The following is a 13,068-nucleotide window of genomic DNA, read 5'->3' on the forward strand; positions in this document are numbered from 1 at the left end:
TATAGTATAGCATAAGATTGGGGGAGTGAGGATGACTCTTATATTTGCACATCGTGGTGCGGCTGGAACGTACCCAGAAAATACAATGATTTCATTTGAAGCAGCTGAGTCTTTTAGAGCGGATGGAATTGAACTTGATGTTCAATTAACGAAAGATGGAAAAGTTGTCGTCATTCACGATGAAACGGTGGACCGGACAACAAATGGAAAAGGTGCGGTTCGGAATTATGTATATGAGGACTTATGCAAGTTAGATGCAAGTTATAAATTTGGTGATAAAGTAGGTTTTTGTAAAATACCACTTTTAGAAGAGGTATTAGAATGGCTTGAACAAACGAGTTTGCTACTTAATATTGAACTTAAAAATAATAAAATTCCATACAGAGGTTTAGAGGAAGAAGTTATAACGCTTGTACGGAAATTTAGTCTAGAGGATCGTGTTATATTTTCTTCGTTTAATCACTACAGTATGAAACGGTGCCATATGATGGCCCCTGATATTCAAACAGCAATTTTATATCGCGAAGGTTTGCATAGTCCGTGGGCATACGCGAAAAAAATGGGGGCTACAGCAGTACATCCGAATTATCGTTATCTTCAAGATGCAATTGCCGAACTAACGATGGAAAGTGGTGTAGAAGTTCGCCCTTATACAATTAATGAAGAAACGCTTATGCGTAAATATTTTGATATGAATATATCGGCGATTATTACTGATTACCCTGAAACGGCAAGAACGTTATTGCCAATAAAAAAATGAGACCGCGTGTAACGGTCTCATTTTTTTATTTATAAATAGTGGGGTATTCCTATCTTCTAAAGCGAGCTTGTACTTTATTTCGTTTGCGATCTCGGTGCAAGACGAAGCCACCAAAGATATAAAACCCGAGCGCGAAGCAGAGAGCGCCGATTAAAAATTGTAACCACAGTATAGAAATTGGTGGAAATAGAATCCCGAATACAGTATCTCTCATTAACTTTATGCCAAACACAGCTAATGAAATAGGGATGAGTGCTAATAGTAGAGCAACGTAACGCTGCATACATAACGCTCCTTTTCAGATTATTTCGTATATTTTAATGATGTTATACGGAAAGGGGGTTTGTCAAGAGGGTGCTGAACGAGTAAGATAAGGGTGTGAAAAAATTTGCAGAGTTACTTCGAGAGGAAGTGTAATATATGAAACAAAAAGTATTAATTGTTGGTGCAGGTGAAGGCGGGAGCGCGCTGCTGAATCTGTTACAAAGTTCGAATATATTTCAAATTATAGGGATTATTGATATAAATCCGTTGGCAAAAGGACTACAAATTGCTAAGGAATACGGGATTGCAATTGGAGAAAGTGTAACTCCATTTCTTTCTATGCATATCGATGTAATATTTGATATGACAGGTGAAGATGATGTACATAAAGTTTTATTAGAAAAAAAGAAAAAAGACACTCTTCTTATACCAGGTGATATCGCAAAAATTGTTACAGGATTAGCGCATGAGAAGGAAGGGCTAATTGGGCGGTTAGAGGAACAGACGCAACAAGGAGAATTAATTTTAAATTCTACACATGACGGCATGATTGTAATTGATCGAGAGGGACAAGTTCGTCTTTTTAATAAAAGTGCAGAGCGTATTATCGGATATAAAAAAGAAGAGGCGATAGGAAAGTATATTTTAGAAGTCATTCCAACTAGTAAATTACTTCGCATTATACGTACGAAACAAATAGAAGTAAATTATGAACTGACATTAGAGAATGGAAAGAAAATTATTACAACGCGTATTCCAATATTAAAAGAAGGAGGAGAGGTACAAGGGGCATTTGCAATTTTTAAAGATATAACAGAAGTTGTAGATCTTGCGGAAGAAGTTACAGACTTAAAAGAAATTCAAACACTATTAGAGGCAATTATTAACTCATCTGAAGAAGCGATTTCGGTTGTGGATGAAAAAGGAAGAGGTTTAGTCATTAACCCAGCATATACGAAATTAACGGGTTTAACAGAAGAAGATATTATTGGGAAGCCTGCTACAACTGATATTGTAGAAGGCGAAAGTATGCATATGAAAGTACTTCGAACGCGTCGTGCGGTGCGCGGAATACATATGAAGATTGGGCAAAAAAAGCGAGATGTAATTGTAAACGTAGCACCAGTTATTGTGGATGGAATATTGAAAGGAAGCGTCGGCGTTATCCGTGACGTGTCGGAAATTCAAAAATTAACAAATGAATTGAATAGAGCAAGGCAAATTATTCGTACATTAGAAGCGAAATATTCATTTGATGATATTGTCGGAAATTCAGATGAAACAACGGCAGCTATCGAACAGGCGAAGCTAGGAGCGAATACACCAGCAACAGTACTGTTACGCGGGGAATCTGGGACTGGTAAAGAATTGTTTGCACATGCAATCCATAATGGAAGTAATCGAAAATACAATAAGTTCGTCCGTGTAAACTGTGCGGCCATTTCGGAGACGTTGTTAGAAAGTGAATTATTTGGTTATGAGGAAGGGGCGTTTTCTGGAGCGAAAAGAGGCGGGAAACGTGGGTTCTTTGAGGAGGCGAATAACGGTAGTATTTTTTTAGATGAAATAGGGGAGTTGTCTGCAAATACACAAGCGAAACTCCTTCGTGTATTGCAGGAAAAAGAAATTGTAAAAGTTGGTGGAACGAAAGCGATACCTATTAATGTTCGAGTAATTGCAGCGACACATGTGAATTTAGAAAAGGCTATTCTAGAAGGGAAGTTTAGGGAGGATTTATATTATCGATTAAATAAAATTCCAATTCAAATTCCATCTCTTCGTCAACGTAAAGGAGATATACCGACAATTGCGGACAGATTGATTCAAAAAATTAATCAAGATTACGGTCGTAATGTAGAAGGGCTCACTGATTCAGCCGTTTTATATTTACAATCATACGAATGGCCAGGAAATGTGAGGGAACTTGAAAATATTTTGGGGAGAGCTATTATCTTTATGAATTATAACGAGACCTATATTGATGTACACCATTTACCGCCATTACATAACGAAGAGCAGGTGGAGTCAAAGCAATCTCATTTATTACCTGAATTAGAAGAAAAGCCACTTGAACATTTAGTGACAGAGTTTGAAGGGAATATTATTTATGAATATTTGGAGAGATTTGATGGGAATAAAACACAAACTGCAAAAGCGTTAGGAATTTCCGTTCGAAATTTATATTACAAGCTAGAAAAGTATGACCATGCAAAAAATAGCATGCAATAAATTGCGTACCGTGCAATTTATTGCATGGTATACAAAAAGCGACAAAATAAGACAGAATCTTTCGTTATTTTCCAAAGTATTGATTTTACTGCATTTTGAATGCGTTTTCATTATTGGTAAGACCACTTTTAAAAGTTGGCACGGTATTTGCTTTATAAATAGACGAGGGACGACGGAAAGGGTTGATTACAAAATATGAAGTTAGAATACTTAATTGATCAAGCAGCAGGAAAGCCTAAAAAAACTGTGGCTGTAGCAGTAGCTGAAGATCATGAAGTAATTGAAGCTGTAGCGAAAGCAATTAAATTACAGCTAGCTCAATTTCGTCTATATGGAAATCAAGAAAAAATAATGGGGATGCTACAAGAACATGGTTTACAAACTTCAGAACATGTTGAAGTGATTGCAGCAATGTCTAGTGCTGAAGCTGCAGAACTTTCTGTTAAAGCTGTGAGAAATGGTGAAGCAGATGTGCTTATGAAGGGGAACATCCCAACAGCGAATATTTTGAAGGCTGTGTTAAACAAAGAGTGGGGCCTACGTAAAGGTAGCGTACTTTCACATGTAGCAGCATTTGAAGTTCAAAATTACGACCGTCTTATTTTCGTTACAGATGCAGCGATGAACATCGCACCTGACGTAACACAAAAAGCTGCTATTATACAAAATACTGTAGAAGTTGCCCAGGCAATAGGAATCGACTTGCCCAAAGTGGCACCAATCGCAGCAGTAGAAGTTGTGAATCCAGCGATGCAGGCGACAATTGATGCAGCGATGTTAACACAAATGAATCGCCGCGGACAAATTAAAGATTGTATCGTTGATGGACCACTTGCTTTAGATAATGCAGTATCACAAATTGCAGCAGAACATAAAGGCATAGTAAGTGATGTAGCAGGTAAGGCAGATATTTTACTCGTCCCAACGATTGAAGCTGGAAATGTGCTATATAAATCACTCGTATACTTTGCGGATGCAAAAGTAGGAGCAATGATTGCTGGCGCAAAAGCACCGATTGTTTTAACATCTCGTGCTGATTCAGCAGAAACAAAAGTATATTCATTAGCATTGGCAGTTGCGACTGCTTCAAAATAAACCAAAAAGGGTAAAACATTAGGGGGAAACGACAATGACATTAGAAATCTTCGAATACTTAGAAAAATATGATTATGAGCAAGTAGTATTTTGTCAAGATAAAGAATCTGGTTTAAAAGCAATTATTGCAATTCATGATACAACACTTGGACCGGCTCTTGGTGGAACAAGAATGTGGACATATGATTCTGAAGAAGCGGCGATTGAAGATGCATTGCGTCTTGCAAAAGGGATGACATACAAAAACGCAGCAGCTGGTTTAAACTTAGGTGGTGCGAAAACAGTAATTATCGGTGATCCTCGTAAAGATAAGAGCGAAGCAATGTTCCGTGCACTAGGACGTTATATCCAAGGACTAAACGGACGTTACATTACAGCTGAAGATGTTGGTACAACAGTAGATGATATGGATATTATCCATGAAGAAACTGACTTTGTAACAGGTATCTCACCATCATTCGGTTCTTCTGGTAACCCATCTCCAGTAACTGCATACGGTGTTTACCGTGGTATGAAAGCAGCTGCAAAAGAAGCTTTCGGTACTGACAATTTAGAAGGAAAAGTAATTGCTGTTCAAGGCGTTGGTAACGTAGCATATCACCTATGCAAACATTTACACGCTGAAGGAGCAAAATTAATCGTTACAGATATTAATAAAGAAGCTGTACAACGTGCTGTAGAAGAATTCGGTGCATCAGCAGTTGAACCAAATGAAATTTATGGTGTTGAATGCGATATTTACGCACCATGTGCATTAGGCGCAACAGTTAATGATGAAACTATTCCACAACTTAAAGCAAAAGTAATCGCAGGTTCTGCAAATAACCAATTAAAAGAAAATCGTCACGGTGACATCATTCATGAAATGGGTATTGTATACGCACCAGATTATGTAATTAATGCAGGTGGCGTAATTAACGTAGCAGACGAATTATATGGATACAATAGAGAACGTGCACTAAAACGTGTTGAGTCTATTTATGACACAATTGCAAAAGTAATCGAAATTTCAAAACGCGATGGCATAGCAACTTATGTAGCGGCAGATCGTCTAGCTGAAGAGCGCATTGCAAGCTTGAAAAATTCTCGTAGCACTTACTTACGCAACGGTCACGATATTATTAGCCGTCGCTAATCATTCATATATAACTTTTACAAAAGGCGTGGTTACCTCTTATGAGGTTTCCACTTCCTTTTGAATTTATTAGTGGAGGTAGCAACATTGTCTGTAAATCGAATTCTTGTTATTAACCCAGGTAGTACATCCACAAAAATTGGTGTTTTTGATAATGAAAGACCCGTTTTAGAAGAAACGATTCGTCATGACGTAGAACAGATTGGGAAATACAAGCGAATTATCGACCAATATGAGTTTCGAAAAGAAACGATTTTAGAAGTTCTACATTCTCATGGTATTAACATTTCAAAATTAAACGCTGTTTGTGGACGTGGTGGATTACTTCGTCCAATCGAAGGCGGTACGTATACAGTAAACGATGCGATGTTAGAAGATTTAAAAAATGGGTTTAGCGGTCATCACGCTTCAAACCTTGGAGGCATTTTAGCATATGAAATTGCTTCTGGATTAAACATTCCTGCATTTATTGTGGATCCTGTCGTTGTAGATGAGATGGAGCCAGTTGCTCGTATAAGTGGTATTGCTGGTATGGAACGTAAAAGTATCTTCCATGCATTAAATCAAAAAGCAGTTGCTCGTAAAGTAGCCGAACAGTTAAACCACAAATATGAGGATTTAAATTTATTAGTTACACATATGGGCGGTGGTATTACAGTTGGTGCTCATAAAAAAGGAAGAGTAATCGATGTGAATAACGGTTTAAACGGAGAAGGACCATTTAGTCCAGAGCGTGCTGGTACAGTGCCAGTAGGGCAACTAGTAGAAATGTGTTTCTCTGGTGAGTATTACCGAGATGAAATGATTAAAAAGCTTGTCGGACAAGGTGGACTTGTAAGTTTAATCGGTACAAATGATGCGATTAAAGTAGAGAAAATGGTTGAAAAAGGTGATCCTGAAGCAACTCTTATTTATAAAGCAATGGCATATCAAGTTGCAAAAGAGATTGGCGGAGCTAGCGCTGTACTTCACGGGAAAATCGATGCAATCGTATTAACTGGTGGACTGGCATACAGTAAAATTCTTGTCGATGAAATAAAAGAGCGAGTGGACTGGATTGCAGATGTTATCGTACATCCAGGCGAAGATGAGTTAGAAGCGTTAGCAGAAGGAGCACTTCGTGTATTACGTGAAGAAGAAGCTCCAAAAGAATACGTTGTACGTGAAAAAGAAACGGTAGCTAGGGGTTGAGATAATGGCAAAAGAATATGATTTAGTCATCGTTGGCGGCGGTACTGGTGGATATGTTGCTGCAATTCGTGCATCACAACTAGGGTTAAAAACTGCACTAGTCGAAAAAGAAAATCTTGGTGGTACTTGTTTACACAAAGGATGTATCCCTAGTAAAGCTCTTTTACGTAGTGCGGAAGTATATGCAACTGCTAAAAAAAGCGAAGAGTTCGGAGTTATTGCAAGCAATGTAGAACTAAACTTTGCGAAAGTACAAGAGCGTAAAGAGAAGATTGTAACGCAGCTTCATAAAGGCGTTCAACACTTAATGAAACAAGGTAAAATTGATGTGTTTGAAGGTATTGGCCGTATTCTTGGCCCATCTATTTTCTCTCCGATGCCAGGGACAATTTCAGTTGAACTTGCAAGTGGAGAAGAGAATGAAATGTTAATTCCAAAAAATGTACTTATTGCAACAGGTTCTCGTCCAAATTCATTACCAGGTTTAGAATTAGACGGAGAGTACGTAATGTCTTCAGATCATGCCCTAAAAATGGAAACGCTTCCTAGTTCGATTATTATCGTTGGTGGCGGTGTAATCGGTATTGAGTGGGCATCTATGCTTGCTGACTTCGGTGTAGAAGTTACAGTATTAGAGTATGCAAAAACAATATTACCACTAGAAGATCAAGACGTTTCAAAAGAAATGCAACGTCTATTTAAGAAAAAAGGTATTAAAGTGGTAACTGGTGCAAAAGTATTACCAGAAACATTGGTAAAAGATAATGGAGTAACAATCCAAGCTGAACACAACGGTGAAAATAAAGAATTTAAAGCAGAAAAAATGCTTGTATCTGTAGGAAGACAAGCGAATACGCAAAATATTGGCTTAGAGAACACAGATATCGTTGTGGAAAAAGGATACATTCAAACAAATGAGTTTTATCAAACGAAAGAATCGCATATTTACGCAATTGGAGATGTAATCGGTGGCCTGCAACTTGCTCATGTTGCTTCTCATGAAGGAATTGCTGCAGTAGAACATATTGCAGGGAAAGAAGTTACACCAATTGATTACTCTATGGTATCAAAATGCGTATATAGCAGTCCAGAAGTTGCTTCTGTCGGTTTAACAGAACAAGAAGCGAAAGAAAAAGGCTATAAGTTAAAAGTAGGTAAGTTCTCATTCCGCGCAATCGGAAAAGCACTTGTATACGGAGAATCAGATGGTTTCGTAAAACTTGTAGTTGATGAAGAGACAAATGACATTCTTGGTGTTCATATGATTGGACCACATGTAACAGATATGATTTCTGAAGCGGGTCTTGCAAGAGTACTTGATGCAACACCTTGGGAAGTAGCACATACAATTCATCCGCATCCATCATTATCTGAGGCGATTGGTGAAGCAGCACTTGCTGTAGATGGAAGAGCGTTACACGCATAAAAATGTGGATTTAGGAGGTTATGAAAAATGGCAGAAGTAAAAGAAAAGCGCCATGAAGAGCTTGGCTTAAGTGATGAGCAAGTATTAGAAATGTTCCGTACGATGTTACTTGCACGTAAAATTGACGAACGTATGTGGTTATTAAACCGCGCTGGTAAAATTCCATTCGTAATTTCTTGTCAAGGACAAGAGGCTGCACAAGTTGGAGCGGCGTTCGCTCTTGATAGAGAGAAAGATTATGCATTACCATACTACCGGGATATGGGTGTTGTACTAGCATTTGGTATGACAGCTAAAGAGCTTATGTTGTCTGCTTTTGCGAAAGCTGGAGATCCAAACTCTGGTGGTCGTCAAATGCCTGGTCACTTCGGTCAAAAGAAAAATCGTATTGTTACAGGTTCATCTCCAGTAACAACACAAGTACCACATGCAGTTGGTATTGCACTAGCTGGAAAAATGGAGAAGAAAGATTTAGTAACGTTCGTTACATTTGGAGAAGGTTCTTCAAACCAAGGTGACTTCCATGAAGGGGCAAACTTTGCTGGTGTACACAAACTACCTGTTATTTTTATGTGTGAAAATAACAAATATGCAATCTCTATTCCAGTTGAAAAACAATTAGCATGTAAAAACGTATCAGATCGTGCGATTGGTTACGGTATGCCTGGATATACAATAGACGGAAACGATCCACTTGCAGTATATAAAGCTGTAAAAGAAGCAGCAGATCGCGGTCGTCGTGGTGAAGGACCAACTTTAATTGAAACAGTATCATATCGTTTAACAGCACATTCTAGTGACGATGATGATCGTGTTTATCGTGATAAAGAAGAAGTAGAAGAAGCAAAGAAAAAAGATTCAATTATAACATTCGCAGCTTATTTAAAAGAAGCTGGTGTGTTAACTGAGGAATCCGAAAAACAAATGTTAGACGAAATTATGCATATCGTAAATGAAGCAACAGAATATGCAGAAAATGCTCCGTATGCAGCACCTGAAGATGCATTGAAGCACGTATACGCAGAATAGGGGGGAACGTTTCATGGCTGTAATGTCTTATATTGATGCTATTACATTAGCAATGCGCGAAGAAATGGAACGCGATGAGAAAGTATTCGTTTTAGGAGAAGATGTTGGTAAAAAAGGTGGCGTGTTTAAAGCGACACACGGTTTGTATGATCAATTTGGTGAAGATCGTGCGCTTGATGCACCGCTTGCAGAATCTGCAATTGCTGGGGTAGCAATTGGTGCAGCAATGTATGGTATGCGTCCAATCGCTGAAATGCAGTTTGCTGATTTCATCATGCCAGCAGTAAACCAAATTGTTTCTGAGGCAGCAAAAATTCGTTATCGTTCTAATAATGATTGGACTTGTCCAGTTACAATCCGTGCACCATTTGGCGGGGGTGTTCACGGTGCATTGTATCATTCACAATCTGTAGAAGCGATGTTTGCAAACCAACCAGGTTTAAAAATCGTTATCCCTTCTACACCATATGATGCAAAAGGCTTATTAAAAGCAGCCATTCGTGATGAAGATCCAGTATTATTCTTTGAACATAAACGTGCATATCGTTTAATTAAAGGTGAAGTACCGGAGGATGACTACGTATTACCAATCGGAAAAGCAGATGTAAAACGTGAAGGTGATGATATTACAGTTATCACGTACGGATTATGTGTTCATTTTGCTCTTCAAGCGGCTGAAAAGTTAGCACAAGATGGCATCTCTGCACACATTCTTGATTTACGTACTGTATATCCATTAGATAAAGAAGCAATCATTGAAGCAGCTTCTAAAACAGGTAAAGTTCTTCTTGTAACAGAAGACAATAAAGAAGGAAGCATTATGAGTGAAGTGGCAGCAATTATCGCTGAAAACTGTCTATTTGATTTAGATGCGCCAATCGCACGTCTTGCAGGTCCAGACGTTCCAGCAATGCCATATGCACCAACAATGGAAAAATTCTTTATGGTAAATCCAGATAAAGTTGAAAAAGCAATGCGTGAACTTGCGGAATTTTAATCGGGGGGACTATACATGGCTGTAGAAAATATTACAATGCCTCAGCTCGGGGAGAGCGTTACAGAGGGCACAATTAGTAAATGGCTCGTTAATGTTGGCGATCACGTAAATAAGTATGATCCGCTTGCAGAAGTAATGACTGATAAAGTAAATGCTGAAGTACCATCTTCTTTCACGGGTGTTGTGAAAGAGTTAATCGCTGGTGAAGGTGATACGTTAGCTGTAGGTGAAGTAGTTTGTGTTATTCAAGTAGAAGGCGCAGATGAAGTAGCAGCAACAGCTGTTGAGGAAAAAACAAAAGAAGAATCAAAGGCAGAAGTAGCTACGTCTGAAAAAGCACCGAAAGTAAAACAACCAACTGATGGAAAACCACGTTTTTCACCAGCTGTGTTAAAGCTTGCAGGTGAGCATAACGTTGATTTAGATCTAGTAGAAGGTACGGGAGCAAACGGCCGTATCACTCGTAAAGATATTTTAAAGCTAGTGGAATCTGGAAATATCCCACAAGCAGGTGCGGCGAAGAAAGAGGAAGCTGTAGCGGCAGTAGTAGAAGCTCGCCCAGAAGCACCAAAAACAGCACCAGTAGCGCAAAAAGTAGAAGCTGCGAAACCAGTTTCTGTACCTACAATGCCTGGAGATATCGAAATTCCAGTAACAGGTGTGCGTAAAGCAATCGCAGCAAACATGTTACGTAGTAAACACGAAGCACCACATGCTTGGATGATGATTGAAGTAGATGTGACAAACCTTGTGTCATACCGTAACTCAATTAAAGGTGACTTTAAGAAGCGTGAAGGCTTTAACTTAACGTTCTTTGCTTTCTTCGTAAAAGCAGTAGCACAAGCGTTAAAAGAGTATCCTCAAATTAATTCAATGTGGGCTGGCGATAAAATTGTTCAGAAGAAAGATATTAACCTTTCTATCGCTGTTGCAACAGAGGAAGAACTATTTGTACCAGTAATTAAGCAAGCGGACGAGAAAACAATTAAAGGTATCGCTCGTGAAATTACAGAACTTGCAGGAAAAGTACGTACGAAATCGTTAAAAGCAGACGAAATGCAAGGTGGAACATTTACAATTAATAACACAGGATCATTCGGTTCTGTTCAATCTATGGGTATTATTAATTACCCGCAAGCAGCTATTTTACAAGTTGAATCAATTGTAAAACGCCCAGTAATTATGGATAATGGAATGTTCGGTGCTCGTGATATGGTTAACTTATGTTTATCACTTGATCACCGAGTACTTGATGGTTTAATTTGTGGTAAGTTCTTAGGACGTGTTAAAGAAATTTTAGAAAACATGTCAGAAAACAATACATCTGTATATTAATAAAAAGCTCGCTTATGCGAGCTTTTTATTATCTTATTTCTTCATCTACATCCTACTATATGTATAAATATCTTTCCCAGTAATCTTACAATAAACGATTATGTATTAGGAATTTACGAAAATACATTGCTGATATATGGTATATGGATATAAAATAAGAAAAGAATAATTTTTTTGGCAAATCTTACTGACGAAACTGTAGTATAATATATTGTATTGTATGAAAAAGAGAGTTATTCTATATAAGTGTTTTATAGATAATGTGTAATCAGTCGTCAAAACATGAAGAATGTTGACTCCTGGTTTTTTATTTTTGCCGTAACAATGTTTCAGGAGGATGTCATGAAAAGAAGTACCGAGTTTCTAAAAAGTTTAGATGTAAAATTAATTTTAATTTTGTGTGCACTATGTGTGACGAGTATAGCTGCTATATATAGCAGTCAGCAAACGGGACAGTATGGAGCTGCAAACTTTGCTATGAAACAAGGTGTTAACTACATAATTGGGGTTGTATTGTTACTTCTTGTTGCAAGCATCGACTTAGATCAATTGCAAAAATTATCTTGGCCACTTTATATTGCCGGGTTTGGTTCACTTATTCTTTTGAAAATACTACCGGTTTCCACCTTCACACCTGAAAAATTAGGTGCAAAAAGATGGTTCGTTTTTCCAGTACTTGGACAAATTCAGCCGTCGGAGTTTTTCAAAATTGCATTGCTTCTTGTAGTAGCAAGCATAGCTGTGAAACATAATGCGCAGTATATGGCGAGGACATTCCAAACGGATTTAAAATTAGTAGGTAAAATTATGCTAGTTTCTCTTCCGCCTATGGCTGTTGTATATAGCCAACCGGATACAGGTATGGTGTTCTTATATGCTGCTGCTATTGCATGTATTTTATTTATGTCAGGTATTCAAAAGAAATTGATAGCATTATGTACAGTTATTCCGTTGACCATATTATCTGCTTTAATATTTATTTTCTTTAAGTATCCAGATTTTTTCTATAATAAGTTAGTTACTTTACTAAAACCTCACCAACAGTCGCGTATTGTAGGTTGGTTAAATCCATTTGAAAATGCAGATCAAGGTTATCAAACACAACAATCGATTTTAGCTGTAGGTAGTGGAGGAATGGAAGGTAAAGGATACGGTGGAGGAAGCGTCTATATCCCAGAGAAGCATACTGACTTTATTTTCGCTACAATTGCCGAAGAAGGTGGATTTATCGTAGCAGCCTTAGTTGTCTTCTTGTTCCTATTACTACTATATCGAACAATTATTATTGGTTATTCCGCTGATAATTTATTTGGTACATTATTATGCGCTGGATCAATCGGTATATTAACAGTTCAAATATTCCAAAACATCGGTATGATCGTTGGATTAATGCCTGTAAAAGGTATTGCATTACCTTTCTTATCGTATGGGGGAAGTTCCTTATTCTCAAATATGATTATGATGGGGCTCATATTATCGGTACGGAAAACTTATAAAAAATATATGTTTTCAGTTAAGTAAAAAAAGCTGGTTCGTTTTTAAACGAACCAGCTTTTTTTACATATATGCTCATAAACGTTGCAAACTAAACAGGATAGCAGTTTGAG

Annotated in this window: 11 protein-coding genes; 10 read left to right on the forward strand and 1 reads right to left on the reverse strand. The window is 37.8% G+C overall.

Annotated elements, in window-relative coordinates; all coding sequences use genetic code 11:
- Positions 1–31 precede the first annotated feature (31 nt).
- Positions 32–760: a glycerophosphodiester phosphodiesterase gene (locus tag ACTFRY_RS03620; protein WP_000172580.1), complete on the forward strand. Its 729-nt coding sequence runs from the start codon at positions 32–34 to the stop codon at positions 758–760.
- A gap of 49 nt (positions 761–809) precedes the next feature.
- On the opposite strand, the gene ACTFRY_RS03625 is transcribed toward ACTFRY_RS03620, so the two are convergent.
- The gene (locus tag ACTFRY_RS03625) at positions 810–1,043 is read right to left on the reverse strand and encodes a DUF2627 domain-containing protein (protein WP_001190210.1); all 234 of its coding nucleotides are present in this window, start codon (positions 1,041–1,043) and stop codon (positions 810–812) included.
- Positions 1,044–1,180: 137 nt separating this feature from the next.
- Here ACTFRY_RS03625 and ACTFRY_RS03630 point away from each other — a divergent pair, with 137 nt between their 5' ends.
- The 9 genes from ACTFRY_RS03630 to ACTFRY_RS03670 all read left to right on the forward strand — a co-directional run bounded on the left by ACTFRY_RS03630 (position 1,181) and on the right by ACTFRY_RS03670 (position 12,982).
- A complete protein-coding gene (locus ACTFRY_RS03630) occupies positions 1,181–3,253 on the forward strand; it encodes a sigma-54 interaction domain-containing protein (RefSeq protein ID WP_000810974.1) in 2,073 nt (690 codons plus the stop codon).
- Between the two features lie 195 nt (positions 3,254–3,448).
- On the forward strand, positions 3,449–4,348 hold the full coding sequence (yqiS, locus tag ACTFRY_RS03635) for a phosphate butyryltransferase (protein ID WP_000764670.1): 900 nt from the start codon (positions 3,449–3,451) through the stop codon (positions 4,346–4,348).
- Between the two features lie 34 nt (positions 4,349–4,382).
- Positions 4,383–5,483, forward strand: coding sequence for a leucine dehydrogenase (locus ACTFRY_RS03640; RefSeq protein ID WP_000171357.1), 1,101 nt, complete (start codon positions 4,383–4,385; stop codon positions 5,481–5,483).
- 87 nt (positions 5,484–5,570) lie between these two features.
- The gene (buk, locus tag ACTFRY_RS03645; RefSeq protein WP_000115780.1) at positions 5,571–6,674 is read left to right on the forward strand and encodes a butyrate kinase; all 1,104 of its coding nucleotides are present in this window, start codon (positions 5,571–5,573) and stop codon (positions 6,672–6,674) included.
- Positions 6,675–6,678: 4 nt separating this feature from the next.
- Positions 6,679–8,100, forward strand: a complete 1,422-nt coding sequence (lpdA, locus tag ACTFRY_RS03650; protein ID WP_001051289.1) for a dihydrolipoyl dehydrogenase — start codon at positions 6,679–6,681, stop codon at positions 8,098–8,100.
- Positions 8,101–8,127: 27 nt separating this feature from the next.
- Positions 8,128–9,129: a 3-methyl-2-oxobutanoate dehydrogenase subunit alpha gene (gene bfmBAA / locus ACTFRY_RS03655; RefSeq protein ID WP_000852551.1), complete on the forward strand. Its 1,002-nt coding sequence runs from the start codon at positions 8,128–8,130 to the stop codon at positions 9,127–9,129.
- A gap of 13 nt (positions 9,130–9,142) precedes the next feature.
- The gene (gene bfmBAB / locus ACTFRY_RS03660) at positions 9,143–10,126 is read left to right on the forward strand and encodes a 3-methyl-2-oxobutanoate dehydrogenase subunit beta (RefSeq protein WP_000290071.1); all 984 of its coding nucleotides are present in this window, start codon (positions 9,143–9,145) and stop codon (positions 10,124–10,126) included.
- Positions 10,127–10,141: 15 nt separating this feature from the next.
- Positions 10,142–11,461, forward strand: a complete 1,320-nt coding sequence (locus ACTFRY_RS03665) for a dihydrolipoamide acetyltransferase family protein (protein ID WP_086391621.1) — start codon at positions 10,142–10,144, stop codon at positions 11,459–11,461.
- 342 nt (positions 11,462–11,803) lie between these two features.
- Positions 11,804–12,982, forward strand: a complete 1,179-nt coding sequence (locus tag ACTFRY_RS03670) for an FtsW/RodA/SpoVE family cell cycle protein (protein ID WP_000831182.1) — start codon at positions 11,804–11,806, stop codon at positions 12,980–12,982.
- The last annotated feature ends 86 nt before the right edge of the window (positions 12,983–13,068 follow it).

It is taken from the genome of Bacillus cereus group sp. MYBK195-1 (assembly GCF_051916605.1).
GTDB lineage: Bacteria > Bacillota > Bacilli > Bacillales > Bacillaceae_G > Bacillus_A > Bacillus_A cereus.